Source organism: Hyphomicrobium sp. CS1BSMeth3 (assembly GCF_900117415.1).
Lineage (GTDB): Bacteria > Pseudomonadota > Alphaproteobacteria > Rhizobiales > Hyphomicrobiaceae.
In genome coordinates, this window is record NZ_FPEI01000006.1 from 1,128,727 (window position 1) to 1,144,246 (window position 15,520).

Below are 15,520 nucleotides of genomic sequence, written 5' to 3' on the forward strand. Positions count from 1 at the left end.
CCAAACTCCGGGTGGGAACAGACCTTGACGTTGGACGCGCTCTGGCCGCTGCTCATCATGCTCGCTTCGGCCTTTGGCGCGGCGACGCTGCTGGTCTTGCCCTCCGAGGCCATCCTGATCGCTCAGATCAAGGCCGGCCTCGCGCCTGCGTGGGCCATTCTGGTTGCTGCGACCATCGGCAATGTCGGCGGATCGGTCTTCAACTGGTGGCTCGGTATTCACGCGCGCCGCTTCGAGGGGCGACGCTGGTTCCCGTTCACGCCGCAGACGATCGAGGCTGCCAGCGCGCGCTTCCAGCACTGGGGACTGTGGTCGCTGCTCCTTGCGTGGGTCCCGGTGATCGGTGATCCGCTGACATTCATCGCCGGCGTGCTGCGCGTGCCATTCGCGCTCTTCCTGCCGCTCGTCGCCATCGGAAAGTGCGCGCGCTACGCTGTGCTGGCATTCGGTCTGTAGGGATACGGGACCAACTCCATAAAAGACGGGGGCTCCGGGGGTGTCCGTCGTGTCGAAGACACGCGCCTCCGGCACGATGCGGAGCGCGAGGCCGCGGCCTCGCTCGCGCCAAAGGCGCGATACCTCACCGCCGCACGCCTCCCCATGGCGCCACGAGCAGGCCGCCGAGCATCATGGCGCCGCCGCCGATCGCGAAGATCAGCACGTGGCTCTGCGTGAGCTCGTAGATCTGCGGCAGCACAGCGCCGGCAACGACAGCGCCGCCTGCACTCGACAGGATCATGGCGCGCATGAGCCGCGGCATGTGCTGGGCATCGGCGAGATCGCGCACGCGCGCGGCCATGAGCGCTGAGAGGCCCGGTTGCGCTCCGAAGAGGACAGACGAGAGGAAGAGTACGCCGCTCGCACCGCTCAGGAGCGGCGCACCGATGCCAAGACCGAGCGTGATGAAAGAGAGCGGCAGCGCCCAGGCCGTGCCGAGCAGCAGCCCCAGCGCGGCCATGGACCATGGGCCGAGCGCCGAGGCTATGCCGACGATGCTCCAGTGAAGGCCGCCCTCGGCCATGCCAAGCCCGAGCCCGCGCGCAAGGTAGTCCACCCAGTAGAGCGTGTGCGGCACGATGGCGATCGAGAAGAAGAAATATCCCGCGAGCAGGAAACGCAGCGGCCATGTCCATGGGGTGGCCGCGCCCAGGCGTGCGGGAGCAGGCGTGCTCGCAGCCGGCGCCCCCCGCCATCCCCAGATGGCAAGCATCATCGCCGCGAAGCCGCAAGCCGCGAGGCCAAGCCAGGCGGTTGCCAATCCCCGCTCGAGCAGGCGCGGCACCAGAATGCCCGTCATGAAGATGGCGAGGCCGACGCCGGCAAAGACGAAGCTCGCCGCCACCGGGCGCCATGCGGAAGGCGCCGTCGATGCGATCAGCGCCAGCGAGAGCACCATGATGATGCCAGCGGTCAGTCCGACCAGCCCGCGCCAGAAGCCGAGCCAAGCGAAGCCCAGCGGGACAGCCGAGGCCGTAAGCGCCAGCACGGAGAGGATTGCCACGACCGTCAGCAGGCGAAAGGCGCCCACGCGCACGCTCATCGGCACCGAGATCAGCGCACCCAGCGCGAAGCCCGCGATATTGATCGCGCCGATGCGGCCGGCTTCGAGAACATTGAGCTGGCCGGACGAGATCAGGGCCGGCACCATCGCGGTGTAGGAAAAGCGCCCGAGGCCCATGCCGACGAACATGCCGCCCCCGCCGCCGAGCGCCACCCGCCGCCATGCCGGCCAGCCATCCATGCTTGCCTGCCCCTCACGCGGCGGCGAGGCCGCCGCGGGCTCGCTCATCGCGCGAGCTCCCGATCCACCTTCTCGATGAGGTAGGCCCATTTCTGCTTCTGGGCCTCGACCAGGGCTTCCATGCGCGTGCGCAGACGGGCGAGCGCGGCGCAGTCCGGCGTCGGCGCGGCAGAGCCCTCCGCGCCCATGCGCTCGATGTCGGCGAGCAGCTCGCTCGAAGTCTTGTCGAAGGCGTCGGTGCGATCGTCCTGCACGATCGGCGCCGCTTCCTTGAGGAACTGGTCGTGCGCCCAGCCGCGCTTGTCCCTGAGTGCCCTGAGCCGGGACTGGAACAGCGGCCGGTTCTGGCTGGTGAGATCCCGGAGCGCCGCCGCCGACTGGCCGACGACCGACTCGAAGGCCTGGCGCGTGCAACCGACGTCCTGGCCCGCTGCAGGCGCCGAGAGGGACAGGATCAATGCCGCTGCGGGCGCGGACGCCGCCACCGCTGCAGCCAAACCCCCACGTATCGCGCGAGCGAGCACCAACTCCGAGCTTCCTTCCTGGTCGGCCCGCCGGGCCCCCATTATTGCTTGTTTGGCAGGATCAGTAAGATCGCACCCTCTTGCCATCCCCAGGCGACCGCCGCCAGCCGGACCGGGGGAATTTAGCCGTGTTCCCCGAATCACGGAATACCGGCTGGCCGAGGCTGCCACACACGGCCGGACAAGACGACGGCCAGACCGCATAACAGCATGAGCGCAAACCAAAGATCTCCGTAGCGAGCATAGCTGGTCGGCGGGATGGCCGCTGGCACGCGCGCGTCGATCACCCCCACCACATCGAGGTCCAGGCGGTGCAGGACGCGGCCGCGGGCGTCGATGACGGCGGAGATCCCATTATTGGCCACGCGCAGCAGGGGCAATCCCTCCTCGACCGCACGCACACGCGCCTGATGCAGGTGCTGGCGCGGGCCCGTCGTGTTGCCGAACCACCCGTCATTGGTGACATTCACGAGGAACGACGGGCGTTCCTCACCTTGCACGACGGCACGCGGGAAGATGGCCTCGTAGCAGATGAGCGGGGCAAAGCTGGCCATGCGTGGCAGCGCCATGAGCGGACGCGGGTTCGGACCGGGGGTGAAGCCTCCGCGCCGGCGCGTCAGCGGCTCGAGCCCGATGGCATCGAGCAGCGCGTTGAGCGGCAAATATTCGCCGAAGGGTACGAGGTGGATCTTGTCGTATATGGCCACCGGTTTTGCTCCGGCACCGAAGGCAATCAGGCTGTTGTAGATGCGGCGCGATCCCCCTGGCGCGCTTGCGTCGGGTGGATCGGCGCGCAGGCCACCGGAAATGAGATGCGTGCCAGCCGGCAGGGCTTTGCCCAGCTCTTCGAGGGCCGTGGGCGTGTCGAGGGGGAGGAAGGGCATAGCCGCCTCGGGCCAAATCACGAGATCGACGCCCTTGGCACCATCCTCAATTCCCGCGGCATTTCGGGACGTCAGCGCGAGGTGCAGATCGAAGATCCGCCGCTGGTGCTGGGACTGCCACTTCTCGCGCTGGGGCACGCTCGGCTGGACGAATCGGACGCGCGGTCCTTCGGTCGATACCGCTTGGACCGCCGCGAGCTGCCAGTGGCCATAGGCCATGAGTGCGAAAATCGTTCCGACCGAGATTGCCATGCCGCGCAACGGCGCTCCGTCGGCCCACGCCACGAGCGGCGCCGCGAGCACGAGCACGGCGACGAGGCTCAATCCGTAGATGCCGATCAGCCCCGCGGTCTGCATGAGGCTCTCGGGATAGGTGAGCGCATAGCCGATCACGTTCCACGGAAAGCCGGTGAAGACGTGCCCGCGCAGCCATTCGGCAGCGGCAAGCGCCAGCGCAAGAGCAAGGACGCGCACCAATCCCGGCCGCCACACGAGGGATGCCGCCGCCGCGGCACCCGCCCAGAAGAGCGCGAGCCCGGCCGGCATGACGGTGACCGCAATGGGGATCAGCGCGGCAAATTTCTCTGCCTCCACGAGGAAGGCTTCCCCGATCCAGAAGAGGCCGGCAAAGAAATAGCCGAACGCGAACCACCAGCCGATCAGCGCCGCGCGCGCCGTGGGCCTATGGCGCCACGAGACGCCCGCCGGGAGAGCCAGCGCCCCATCGATCTGCCAAACGAGCAGTGCGAACGTCACAAACAGCACGGGCCAGATGTGAAACGGCGCCACGGCCAGCACGGAGACGACACCGGCCGAGCACGCCAGCGCCGCTCGCTGCCATCCCGTGCGTCCCCGCACCCAGTTGGCCAAACGCTCTATGATCATGGGTATTAGTGCCTAGTGTCCCGATTCCGCAGTTCGCCACATCTCGATGCTAGCGCCCCGAGCGAACTTCGGAATCAAAAGGGGCACTAGAATCATAAACTTGCTTGTGTGATTCAGATCGAGAAATTCGCTCGATGCCGTGCCCCGGGAGATGGCGAATTTCTCGATCATCACACTAGTCGCGGCTTTCCTCGATGAGCCACGTGCGCAGCTCGGTCTTCAGGATCTTGCCGTAGTTGTTCTTCGGCAGTGCGGCAACAAAGCGGTAGCCGCGAGGGCGCTTGTAGCGGGCGATATTGTCGAGACAGAGCTGATCGAGGTCCCCCGGCCCTGCCTGAACGCCCGGACGCAGGACAATATAAGCGACAACCTCCTCGCCCCAGTCGGCGTGCGGCCGCGACACGACCGCGGTTTCGAGCACGGCGGGGTGCGTCAGCAGGACTTCCTCGATCTCGCGCGGATAAATGTTCGAGCCGCCCGAGATGATCATGTCCTTGGAGCGGTCCTTGATGGTGAGGAAACCTTCGGCATCCATGGTGCCGAGATCACCCGTCCAGAGCCAACCGTCGCGCAGCGCCTTGGCGTTCGCTTCGGGGTTCGCCCAATAGCCTTTCATCACCGCGTCGCTGCGCGTGACGATCTCGCCGACCTCACCCCGCGGCACCTCACGGCCCCGATCGTCCACGACCTTGATGGCGCAGCCCGTGCGCGCGATGCCCGTCGAGCCGAGCCGCTCGTCGTAGCGCGGGTGCTCGCTGTCGGCGTGCATCCATTTCGGCAGGCCCGAGATGGTCATCGGCGACTCGCCCTGACCGAAGAGCTGGTAGAACTTCGGCCCGAAGACCTCCATGGCGCGCTTGATATCGGCGACGTACATCGGCGCGCCGCCATAGCTGATCGTCTTCAGGTTGCGCGTATCGGCAGAGCCCGCGAGCGGATGCGTGACGAGACGCGTCACCATGGTCGGCGCGGCGAACATCGCGATGTTCGAGTGCAGCGGCATGGCACGCAGAATGCGCTCCGGCTCGAAAGAGCCTGGAATGATGACATTGTGCCCACCCCGCGCCGCGAAGGCGGCCGCCCAGCATCCCGAGCCGTGCGAAAGCGGCGCCGCATGGAAGCACGTATCGCGATGATCGATATGGTCGATGTCCGTGCAGTAGGCGTGCGCGCAGAACAGCAGATTGCGGTGCGTGAGCATGGCGCCCTTGGGCCGCCCGGTCGTGCCGCTCGTGTAGAAGAGCCACGCTTCATCATCGATCGTCACCGGGCTCTCGCTGATGGCTTCACCGGCAAGCAGCGCCGCATGATCCCGCGAGCCCGTCTCGATGATCAGCGGCAGTGAGACGCCCCCCGGCAGCTCGGCAAGCTGGGATAGTTTGTCGGGCGTGATGAGGCACAGCTTCGCGCCTGAGTTCTCGAGGATCCACTGGAGCTCCTTGGCATGGAGCTTCGCGTTGATCGGCACGACCGCAAGGCCCGCCCGCCAGGCGCCGAACATGAGCGGCAGGTATTCGAGGCAGTTCTCCATCCAGAGGCCTACCCGGTCGCCAGCCCTGAGGCCGTGGCGAGCGCGGAGCGCGCCCGCAATTCGCGCGACTTGGTCCTCGAACGCGGCATAGGAGAGTGTGCGCCCCTCCTCCGATATTGCGGGGCGATCGGGCTGGTATTCCGCCACGCGCTGCAATGTGTAAGACAGGTTCATGCCGCCTCCCTCGCCCGTGCCCGGGCAATCCGGGCGCCCTACATTACGGGCTTCGGGGGCGGGCGCCAGTGGGCAAGGCGCGGCAAAATCAATCGAGGCGGAGGCGCGCGGCTCTGCCCCGTGCTAGGCGGCAGCTTCAATCTTGTTCTTGAGCTGCAATTCCTCGCCCTTCAGCAACGGCCCGATCTCGTGAGCCGGCCGCGGTCGGCTGAACAGGAACCCTTGTCCCTCGGTGCAATTGACCGAGCGAACGGCCTCCAACTGCTCGTGCGTCTCGATGCCTTCCACAGTCAAATCCATGCCGAGGCCGTTGGCGAGCATGGCCACCGCCCGCACGATCTCGTACGAGCTCGGATCCGTGATGATATTCTTGATGAAGCAGGGATCGATCTTGAGGCGATCGAACTCGAACTTCTGCAGATAGCTCAAGGACGCATAGCCCGTCCCGAAGTCGTCCATCGCGATGCTTACGCCCAGCTCCCGCAGGCTTCGCAGCACGTTGAGGGTCTCCGCCGTGCTTTCGAGAACTGCGGTCTCGGTAACCTCGATCTCAAGGCGCCGCGGTGGCAGGTCGGACGCGACAAGCGCGCTGACGATCATTTCCAGCGCCCGGTGGTGACGCAACTGCACCGCCGACATGTTGACCGAAACACGCATCTCCTCCGGCCAGCCCGCCGCAATCGCGCACGCTTGCCTGAGCGTCCATTCGCCGATGGCATTTATGAGCCCGGTCCGTTCGGCGAGCGGGATGAAGTCCGCGGGCGAGATGAGGCCCTTGATAGGATGATGCCAGCGCAGAAGAGCTTCGCAGCCCGTGACCTTGCAGCGCTCGAGATCGACGAACGGCTGAAAGAACAGCTCGAGCTCGCCGTTTGCGACGGCCCGCTGCAGATCTCGCTCCATGGTGTGCTCTTCGAGGAGCCGTTCTTCCATCTCCGGCTCGAAGAACTCACAGAGCCCGCGCCCTTTCCCCTTGGCTCGGTACAAGGCGAGATCGGAATTGCGCATGATCTGATCCACGAGATGCCCGTCCCGCGGAAAGAGCGCAATGCCGATGCTGACCCCGATCGTGATCGGCTGACCATCGATCTCGTAAGGCTGACTGATGGCCTCGACAATGCGCTGGGCCATCGCGGCGGCATCTGCCGGATGAGAAAGCGCGCTCTGGACGATCGCGAACTCGTCGCCCCCCATCCGCGCGATCACGTCGCTTTCTCTTGCCGCGCCCCTGAGGCGGCTGGTCACGCCTTGGAGGAGCTTGTCGCCGGCTTCGTGACCGAGCGTATCGTTCACGTACTTGAAGCGGTCGAGATCGAGGAGATGGACTGCAACGAGCTCATTCTGCCGCGCACGCGACAAGGCCTGATCCAAAGTGTCGTTGAAAAGCACCCGATTGGGCAAGCCGGTCAGCGCGTCATGGCGCGCCATGAAAGCGATCCTCTCATGGACGCGGTATCGCTCGGTCACATCCTTATGAGTCGAAACCCACCCGCCGCTCGCCAGCGGCTCCCGTGACATTGCGAACCAGCGCCCGTCGCTGAGCTGCTCGATGGAGGACGCTCTTTCCTTGGCGAGGCCCAGAAGCTCCCGGCGGTACGCCTCGGGAGAGCCGAACGCGTAGATCCCGCGCAGGATGCGCGCCTCCACGATCTGGCCAAGCGGGGTTCCCGGCAGCACATCGTCGAGCGACAGGCCGTACATGTGCGCGTAGCGCGCATTGCACACGATGAGCCGCTGCTGCGCGTCGAACATCGCCAGGCCATGCTGCATGTTCTGCAAGGCCGCGTTGAACTGCTCATTGCGGACACGTAGCTGATCGGCGGATTTCTTCATCGCCTTTTCCGCGAGATCGCGGGCCAGGACGTAGGGCCGCACTACCCAGAAGAAGATCACGGGCGCGCAAATGAGCACGAGCAGCGCGGCATCGATGAGCGACATCGCCCACTGCGAAACCGGCAATGTGGTCGCCACTACCGCTACCGGTATTTCGATCGCCAGTACGACAGCAGCAATGCGGGCCACCAGAATGAGGTCATCCCCGCGAAGCCATCCGAGACCCTTGAGCATGAGCTAGTGACCTTGTCTGAGCTTTGAAGAAACTGCTCACGTCGCCTATTCGCAAATTGTCAGGACCGCTCGGGCGGGCTCAAGCGCGAGCACGCTCGACCGACAACACATTCCCAACTCGGCGCCGCGCCTTTTCGGGAAATTGACACCAGTTCGTGCCGCTGTGCCGGATCTCGCCACACCTCAGTGGCCCGCGAAAAAAGGGCGTGGCGCGAGGTGCCGCGCTCGAGTGTCCTGGATCATGCCGGCCGCTTTCGCCTCAGCGTCGGCGCCGTCTGGGGCCCGAGAGGGTTGACGATTTGCTTGCGCCTCGTCGCCGTTCTTGCCGGCGGCTGAAGGAATTGGACTCCGATGTCCTTGTCCTTGCGCCATGCGACCTCACAGGCCGCCTCCAAGCCGTCCATCTCGATGATGAGATCGAAGTGATGGGGGACGTGCACGACGGTATCGCAGCGCAGATGGGCTCCCGCATCGGTCAGGTCCCGCACCTGACATGGAACCGTCGATTGATGATTTCTGAAAGCGATGATCCCCGTCATGAGAACCCGACGTCGGCTGAGGCGCCTTTTGCTGTCCTGCGCCTGCCTGAGTTGCTCTTTGGACATGATATCCTGCAACTGGTGGTTGTTCATAATTGATCTTGCTACCATGAGAAACTTAACAAGAGCTACTTCTCGAAGCGCCATGCTGCGAGCGTGGCCGACATGAACTATTAGGCTAGTGTGCTATGGCCGCCCGAGATCGCGAGAGCGCCGTCGGTGAACTGGAACGGCGGGATGGCGGCACACGGGCCGGGCCAAGGCCGCGCGCAAATGCAAACAAATTGAAAGTTCGATGCGACTTGTCATTTTCGACTGCGACGGAACCCTGATCGACAGTCAGCACGCCATCTACGGGAGCATGTCCCAGGCATTCGGCGCCCTCGGGCTGCCGGCGCCTTCGCGCACCGACGTGCTCGGCATCGTGGGCCTGTCGCTGCCCGAGGCCCTCGCGGTCCTGGCCCCCAGGGAGAGCGAGGCCGTGCGCCGCGAGCTCATTGATGCCTACAGAAATGGCTTTGTGGGTGTCCGGGCCCGGCCCGATCATCAGGAAGCGCTGTACGACGGCATTTCGGCGACGGTGGCGGCGCTCGCCTCCCGCCCGGACATCGTCCTTGGCATCGCGACCGGAAAATCCAAGCGCGGCGTTGCTCGCCTGCTTGCGCAAGAAGGCTGGGAGGACCATTTCCTGACCATCCAGACCGCTGATGACCACCCCTCCAAGCCGCATCCGTCGATGCTCCTGCAGGCCATGGCCGAGACCGGCGCAGCGCCCCATGAAGCCATCATGATCGGCGACACGACGTACGACATGGAGATGGCGCTGAATGCCGGCGTGGGCGCAATTGGCGTTTCTTGGGGCTATCACGCGAGCGAGCGCCTGAGAGGCGCGGGCGCCCATGCGATCGTCGAGAAAGGCTTGCATCTCTTGGATGCCATCGAACTGCAGCTCGCGGCCCAGCAGGAGGCCGCATCATGAGCGATAATACGAGCGGCAAACCCGATCCCGTCGAGCTCGCGCGCACCGGACAGGTGCGTCAGTTGCCCAAGCGCTTCTATCGCGAGGCGACGGTCGCACCACGCGGCGGGGGCTACGCCGTGCATCTCGATGGCCGGCCGCTTCGCACACCGGGCAAACTCGTCCTCGTCCTGCCGACGTCCGCGATGGCCGAAGCCATTGCCGAGGAGTGGGCCACGCAGGGCGAGCACATCGATCCTTTGACCATGCCGCTCACCCGCCTCGCCAACAGCGTCCGCGATCAGGTCGAGGGGCGCGAGGAAGCCGTGCGCTCGGACATCGTGAAGTACGCCGGCAGCGACCTTCTCTGCTATCGCGCCGATGGCCCCGCGGGGCTGGTGGACGCCCAGGCCGCCGCCTGGGATCCCGTGCTCTCCTGGCTGCGCGAGGCGCACGGCGCCGACCTTGCTGTTTGCGCCGGGCTCATGCCGGTGGATCAGTCCGCGGCCTCGCGCGCTGCCATCGAGCGCGCTGTGGCACCGCTCGAGCCCTTCCGACTTGCTTCGGCGCATGTGATGACGACGCTGCTCGGCTCGGTCGCATTGATGCTGGCCACGCTCTCGGGGCGCCTCACGCCGGACGATGCGTGGCGTGCCGCACACGTGGATGAGTCCTGGCAGATCGCGCAGTGGGGCACGGATGCCGAAGCGGCGCGGCGCCACGAAAACCGGAAGTCGGAATTCCTTGCCGCCGTCCGCTTGAGCCGGCTACGGGACGATGCGAGCTGAGGGACCTCGGCACCACGGCGGCGCGCCTCAGAAGTCCGAGATGATGCCGCCCTTTTCCCAGTCACCGTAGCGCGCGGGATCGGGGCCGGGCTGGCCGCCCTTTTCGGCCGGTGCCTCGCGGGCCTCGGCATCGCGCTGCCGGCGGCGCTCTTCGGCTTCGGCCAATGCGCGCTGAGCTTCGGGGCTCAGAGGCCGCTTCGGCGCCTCGGGAGCCGCCTCCGGTGCGTTCGGGGTTTCTTTGGTGGTCACTTCGGCTTCCTGACTGCCTGTTCCATCTGGCATTTCGGGCAACACTTACCATATAGCATGTGCATGTTCCGCCACCCCGATTTGAGCCTGGGCCGACGGAAATCAAGGAGTGCTCGATGTCATACGCCAAGACCGCAATGCTGCTTGCCCTGCTGACCGCGATTTTCGTGGCCATTGGCGGGCTGGCCGGCGGTCAGACCGGCATGGTGATCGCGTTCGTGATCGCCCTCGGCATGAACGCCTTCAGCCTCTGGCGGTCGGACAAGATGGTGCTCCGGATGCACGAGGCCGAGGAGGTCGACGAGCGCTCGGCGCCTGAATACTACAATCTCGTGCGAGAGCTCGCCGCGCGCGCCGAGTTGCCCATGCCGAAGGTCTATGTGTTGCATAACCCGCAGCCCAATGCCTTCGCGACCGGGCGCAATCCGCAGAACGCCGCCGTTGCGGCCACCACCGGCCTCCTCGAGACGCTGAGCCACGAGGAAGTTGCCGGCGTGATGGCGCACGAGCTGGCCCACATCAAGAACCGCGACACGCTGATCATGACCATTGCCGCGACCATCGGCGGCGCCATCTCCATGCTCGCGCAGTGGCTGCAGTTCCATGCCCTCTTCGGCGGCAACCGCAACAACAGCGGCGGCGCCGGCATTCTCGCGACACTCGCCGCGATCATCCTCGCGCCCATGGCCGCCATGCTCGTGCAGATGGCCATCAGCCGCTCGCGCGAGTACCAGGCCGACCGGCTCGGCGCGCACATCTGCGGCAACCCGCTGTGGCTCTCCTCGGCGCTCTATAAAATCGCCGGCATGGCCCAGCGCATCGAGAACCCCTCGGCCGAGGCTGCGCCTGCAACCGCGCACATCTTCATCATCAACCCGCTCTCGGGTCGCGGCATCGACAATTTCTTCTCGACGCACCCGAACACCGAGAACCGCGTCGCCGAGCTCGAGGCGCTTGCCCGCGAGATGGGCGTCACGAGCTATCGCAGCGCGCCGACGCCAACGGCGTCGCCCTCGGCTGGCCCGTGGAGTGGTGGCGCGCCCTCGGGCGGCCGTGGCCCCTGGGGTTGAGGGCTGACACTTGAACCGCGACCGCACGAAGGCGCCGCCCAAGCGCCGCTACCGCAAACCGGACACGCAGACAGCCATCCGGCCGGATCAACCCCGCTCGCGCAGCCCGCATGACAAGAAGGAGCGCAAGCCGGCGGCTCCGCCACCAGCGGCGGGGCTCGAAGCGCGCGTGATGGCCGTCGATATTCTCGACAACGTGCTCGGGCGCGGCAAGACGCTCGACGAGGCGCTCGGCGCCACGCAGTCCGGCGCGCGCCAGCGTGAGCTGCCGGCACGCGATCGGGCCTTCGCGCGCCTCCTGGCCACGACAGTGCTGCGCGATCGCGGGCGCCTCTCGACGGTGCTCGGCCGTTTTCTGGAGCGACCGCTGCCGCGTGAGGCACGCCGCGCCGAGTTGATCCTGCTGAGCGGCGCAGCCCAACTCCTGCTGCTCGGCACGCCGGGTCACGCCGCCATCTATCTCGCGGTGGAACAGGCGCAGCGCGATCCGAAGGCCGAGCGCTTTCACAAGCTCACGAACGCCGTCCTGCGCAAGGTCGCAGACCAGGGCCCGAAGATCCTGCCGACGCTCGATCCGGTCACCACCGACGTGCCCGAGTGGCTGCTCGCGCGGTGGTCGCGGACGTATGGAGAGGAAGCTGCGCGGCGCATTGCCGAAGCGAGCCTGCACGAGGCCGCTCTCGATGTGACGCTCAAATCTCCATCAGAAGCCGCCATCTGGGCCGAGCGCCTTAAAGGCACCGTGCTGCCGACCGGGACGATCCGCCTCGAGGAGCACGGCCCGGTCGAGGAGCTATCCGGCTTTGCCGAAGGCGCCTGGTGGGTGCAGGACGCCGCCGCAAGTCTTCCCGCGCGCCTCCTCGGTGACGTTGCCGGCAAGCGCGTCGCCGATCTCTGCGCGGCGCCGGGCGGCAAGACGGCGCAGCTCGCGAGCCTCGGCGCGCGCGTAACGGCCGTCGATCATTCGGTTCCGCGCCTCAAGCGGCTCGATGCAAACATGCAGCGTCTCGCCCTCGCGGATCGCGTCACGACTATTCAGGCCGACATTCTGGACTGGCGCGCGCCCGAGCGCTTCGATGCCGTGCTGCTCGATGCCCCCTGCTCGGCAACGGGCACAATCCGCCGTCATCCCGATCTGCTGCACCTCAAGACTTCGGCCGACGTCGAGCGGCTCGGCAAGTTGCAGGCGCGCTTTCTCACGGCCGCTGCCGCGATGGTCGCACCGGGTGGTACGCTCGTCTACTGCACGTGCTCGCTGGAGCCCGAGGAAGGCGAGCAGCAGATCGCGCAGTTCCTTGTCGAGAACGCGGACTTCGCGCGCGCGCCCATAGCGGCGGCCGATGTTGGCGGCGTCCCCGAATGGGTCACGCCGCTCGGCGACCTGCGTACGCTGCCCTCTCATCTGCAGCTCGAAGCGCCCTATAAGTCGGGCATGGACGGCTTCTATGCGGCGCGCCTCGTGCGCAAGGCTTGAGCTTCAGGCCGCATGAAAGAGGCGCACGGCCTCGTCGCACTCGAAGAGATAGAGCAGCGTTCGGATCGCGGCACCACGTGGGCTCGTGAGCCTGGGATCGCGCTGGAGGAGCAACGTCGCATCATCGCGTGCTGCGGCGAGCAGCTCCGGGAAGCCCGGAACCTCGGCCACGCGGAATTCCGGTGCACCGCTCTGACGCGCGCCAAGCACCTCGCCGCCGCCGCGCAGCTCCAGATCCTTCTCGGCAATGAGAAAGCCGTCCTCGGTCGATCGCATCATTTCGAGGCGGGCCTGCGCGGTCTCGCCGAGCGGCCCCTTGTAGAGAAGAATGCAATAGGACTGCCGCGCGCCACGCCCGACGCGCCCGCGCAACTGATGGAGCTGCGCGAGGCCGAAACGCTCGGCGTGCTCGATGACCATGATCGAGGCATTGGGCACGTTCACGCCGACCTCGATCACCGTCGTCGCCACGAGCACCGAAAGCTGCCCGGACGAGAACGCCGCCATCGTCTCGTCTTTGGATGTGCCGGACATGGCGCCGTGCAGAAGGCCGACTTTCCCAGGCCCCAGCACTTGCGTGAGGTGCGCCGCTCGTGCCTCCGCAGCCGCCAGCTCGGAGGTCTCGGTGCTCTCGATGAGCGGGCACACCCAGTAGATCTGCGCGCCCTCGTTCACGGCGCGCTTCAGCCCGTCGACGATCTCCTCGATGCGCTCGACATTGGCGAGCCGCGTATCCACGGGTTTGCGGCCTGCGGGCTTCTCCGTAAGACGCGAGACATCGAGATCGCCGTAGTGCGTCATGAGCAGCGTGCGCGGGATCGGCGTCGCGGTCATCACGAGCACATCCGTGCCGCCATCGCGCCCCTTGGCCTGTAGCGCGAGCCGCTGATGCACGCCGAAGCGATGCTGCTCGTCGATCACCGCGAAGGCGAGATCGTGGAACACGACATCGTCCTGAAAGAGCGCGTGCGTGCCGATCAGGATTTCGATCTCGCCGGCTGCGAGGCGTTCGAGCAGCTCACGCCGCGGCTTGCCCTTCTCGCGACCCGTGAGCAAACCCACGCGCAGGCCCGAGGCCGTGGCGAGCGGCTCGATGGTTTCCAGATGCTGGCGCGCGAGCACTTCCGTCGGCGCCATGAGGGCGGCCTGCGATCCGGCCTCGACCGCGATGGCCATGGCCATGAGCGCGACCACCGTCTTGCCGGAGCCGACATCGCCCTGCAGGAGGCGCAGCATCCGGTGCGGCGCCGACATGTCCTTGGCAATATCGACAATGGCCTTCTGCTGCGAGGCCGTGAGCGCAAAGGGCAGCGCCGCCGCAATGCGCGTGCGAATAGCGCCATCGCCGATGGTCTGGCGCCCGGGTCGCGCCTTGAGGCTCTGGCGCACGAGGCCGAGTGCGATCTGGCCGGCGAGCAGTTCGTCATAGGCGAGCCGCTGCCACGGCGCGCCGCCCGGCGAGACATCGCCGGCGTCCGCGGGCCGATGCAGCCGCGCCAGAGCCTCGCTCACAGTCGGCCACTGCTTCTTGGCGAGCCATTCGTTCTCCTGCCACTCGGGGAAGGCGGGCAGACGGTCCATAGCCTGGCGTAGTGCCTTGCCGAGCACCTTGCCCGAGAGCCCGGCCGTCAATGGATAGACCGGCTCCAGCAAGGGCAGGTCGTCACGTGCCTCGGGGGCGACGATGTAGTCCGGATGCGTCATCTGCACCCGGTCGTTGTAGTGCTCGATGCGTCCCGAGATGAACCGCACCGATCCCACCGGGAGCTGCCGCTCGATGAAGCTGCGATCAGCATGGAAGAACACGAGGTCGATCTGGCCCGTATCATCCTCGCAGGCGACCTTGTAGGGCGCCTTGTTGTTGCCGCGCGGGCTCGGCCGATGCTTCAGCACGCGCACTTCGAGCGTCGCGATGGTCCCTGGAACGGCCATCGCGATGGTCGGCGCCGCCCGGCGGTCGATCACGCCCGTCGGCAGGTGCCAGAGCAAATCGACGACCCGTGGCGCCGCGATCCCCGGCGGCAGGCGGACAGCCTTCTTGAGCAGCGTCTCCAGCCGCGGCCCGACGCCGGTCAGGCCACGGGCCGAGCCAAACAGGGGTGCGAGCTGATCTGGTCGCATGCGCTCTCGTCGGCTGCCGGCTGCTCAATCTGGTCATGGCAGGTGCCCCTTGGACGGGGCCGCCTAAAGGGCTATATCACAGCCCGTGATCGTCCGGTGGCCCTGGGCCTCGGATGGTCCAAACGATCCACCGGACCTGCCGCCTTCGGGCGTGCGGGCGGGATTGGATTCCGCAGGGTCGATGATCTGCCGCATGACCGGGGGATCGACGCCGGCCGCGCCGGACGAGGAGCGCACTTCCAATGACACCAGACGAAACGCGCCGCCGCCGCGCGCTCTACCGCGCCCAGCATCGCGGCACCAAGGAAATGGACTTCCTCCTCGGTCGCTACGCGGAGGCCAAGCTCGCGGGCATGGCGGGGGGAGACCTCACGGCCTTCGAGGAGCTGCTCGCGCTCCCTGATCCCCAGCTCCAGAGCTGGCTCATGCTCGGCCAGACCTTCGAGGGCAGTGCGCTCGCAGACCTGCTCCGCGACATCCAGCACTTTCACGGCATCGGCGCGCGCGCGCAATAA

General features: G+C 66.5%; 14 protein-coding genes. 7 read left to right on the forward strand and 7 right to left on the reverse strand.

Going from position 1 to position 15,520, the window contains the following annotated elements:
* Positions 1 to 24 precede the first annotated feature (24 nt).
* Positions 25 to 456: a YqaA family protein gene (locus CS1BSM3_RS20385; RefSeq protein ID WP_244540574.1), complete on the forward strand. Its 432-nt coding sequence runs from the start codon at positions 25 to 27 to the stop codon at positions 454 to 456.
* A 124-nt stretch (positions 457 to 580) separates the two neighbouring features.
* Here the strand turns inward: CS1BSM3_RS20385 and CS1BSM3_RS20390 are convergent, their stop codons facing one another.
* The 5 genes from CS1BSM3_RS20390 to CS1BSM3_RS20410 all read right to left on the reverse strand — a co-directional run bounded on the left by CS1BSM3_RS20390 (position 581) and on the right by CS1BSM3_RS20410 (position 7,806).
* Positions 581 to 1,789 carry a YbfB/YjiJ family MFS transporter gene (locus CS1BSM3_RS20390; protein WP_072390169.1) on the reverse strand — a complete coding sequence of 403 codons (1,209 nt, stop codon included), beginning with the start codon at positions 1,787 to 1,789 and terminating at the stop codon, positions 581 to 583.
* Entirely contained in the window at positions 1,786 to 2,238 is a 453-nt protein-coding gene (locus CS1BSM3_RS20395; RefSeq protein ID WP_083528762.1) for a hypothetical protein, read from the reverse strand. Before CS1BSM3_RS20395 ends, CS1BSM3_RS20390 begins: the two co-directional genes overlap by 4 nt.
* Positions 2,239 to 2,405: 167 nt before the next feature.
* Complete coding sequence (lnt, locus tag CS1BSM3_RS20400; RefSeq protein WP_072390172.1) at positions 2,406 to 4,034, reverse strand: apolipoprotein N-acyltransferase; 1,629 nt, start codon at positions 4,032 to 4,034, stop codon at positions 2,406 to 2,408.
* 175 nt (positions 4,035 to 4,209) lie between these two features.
* Positions 4,210 to 5,739, reverse strand: a complete 1,530-nt coding sequence (locus CS1BSM3_RS20405; RefSeq protein ID WP_072390175.1) for a class I adenylate-forming enzyme family protein — start codon at positions 5,737 to 5,739, stop codon at positions 4,210 to 4,212.
* Between the two features lie 123 nt (positions 5,740 to 5,862).
* The gene (locus CS1BSM3_RS20410) at positions 5,863 to 7,806 is read right to left on the reverse strand and encodes a putative bifunctional diguanylate cyclase/phosphodiesterase (RefSeq protein ID WP_072390178.1); all 1,944 of its coding nucleotides are present in this window, start codon (positions 7,804 to 7,806) and stop codon (positions 5,863 to 5,865) included.
* Between the two features lie 341 nt (positions 7,807 to 8,147).
* On the opposite strand from CS1BSM3_RS20410, the gene CS1BSM3_RS28705 reads away from it, so the two are divergent.
* The 3 genes from CS1BSM3_RS28705 to CS1BSM3_RS20425 all read left to right on the forward strand — a co-directional run bounded on the left by CS1BSM3_RS28705 (position 8,148) and on the right by CS1BSM3_RS20425 (position 10,091).
* On the forward strand, positions 8,148 to 8,444 hold the full coding sequence (locus CS1BSM3_RS28705) for a hypothetical protein (protein WP_244540575.1): 297 nt from the start codon (positions 8,148 to 8,150) through the stop codon (positions 8,442 to 8,444).
* A 196-nt stretch (positions 8,445 to 8,640) separates the two neighbouring features.
* The gene (locus CS1BSM3_RS20420; protein WP_072390184.1) at positions 8,641 to 9,324 is read left to right on the forward strand and encodes an HAD-IA family hydrolase; all 684 of its coding nucleotides are present in this window, start codon (positions 8,641 to 8,643) and stop codon (positions 9,322 to 9,324) included.
* Positions 9,321 to 10,091, forward strand: coding sequence for an ATP12 family chaperone protein (locus CS1BSM3_RS20425; RefSeq protein ID WP_072390187.1), 771 nt, complete (start codon positions 9,321 to 9,323; stop codon positions 10,089 to 10,091). The genes CS1BSM3_RS20420 and CS1BSM3_RS20425 overlap by 4 nt, the downstream gene beginning before the upstream one ends.
* Positions 10,092 to 10,118: 27 nt before the next feature.
* Here the strand turns inward: CS1BSM3_RS20425 and CS1BSM3_RS20430 are convergent, their stop codons facing one another.
* The gene (locus CS1BSM3_RS20430; protein WP_072390190.1) at positions 10,119 to 10,340 is read right to left on the reverse strand and encodes a DUF1674 domain-containing protein; all 222 of its coding nucleotides are present in this window, start codon (positions 10,338 to 10,340) and stop codon (positions 10,119 to 10,121) included.
* Positions 10,341 to 10,456: 116 nt separating this feature from the next.
* Here CS1BSM3_RS20430 and htpX point away from each other — a divergent pair, with 116 nt between their 5' ends.
* Positions 10,457 to 11,410, forward strand: coding sequence for a zinc metalloprotease HtpX (gene htpX / locus CS1BSM3_RS20435; RefSeq protein WP_072390192.1), 954 nt, complete (start codon positions 10,457 to 10,459; stop codon positions 11,408 to 11,410).
* Between the two features lie 172 nt (positions 11,411 to 11,582).
* Positions 11,583 to 12,884 (forward strand): RsmB/NOP family class I SAM-dependent RNA methyltransferase, encoded by a 1,302-nt coding sequence (locus CS1BSM3_RS20440; RefSeq protein ID WP_072394170.1) that lies wholly within the window; start codon positions 11,583 to 11,585, stop codon positions 12,882 to 12,884.
* A 3-nt stretch (positions 12,885 to 12,887) separates the two neighbouring features.
* Here CS1BSM3_RS20440 and recG read toward each other — a convergent pair whose 3' ends face one another.
* Entirely contained in the window at positions 12,888 to 15,005 is a 2,118-nt protein-coding gene (gene recG / locus CS1BSM3_RS20445) for an ATP-dependent DNA helicase RecG (protein ID WP_072390195.1), read from the reverse strand.
* Between the two features lie 242 nt (positions 15,006 to 15,247).
* On the opposite strand from recG, the gene CS1BSM3_RS20450 reads away from it, so the two are divergent.
* Positions 15,248 to 15,520, forward strand: coding sequence for an FAD assembly factor SdhE (locus CS1BSM3_RS20450; RefSeq protein WP_072390198.1), 273 nt, complete (start codon positions 15,248 to 15,250; stop codon positions 15,518 to 15,520).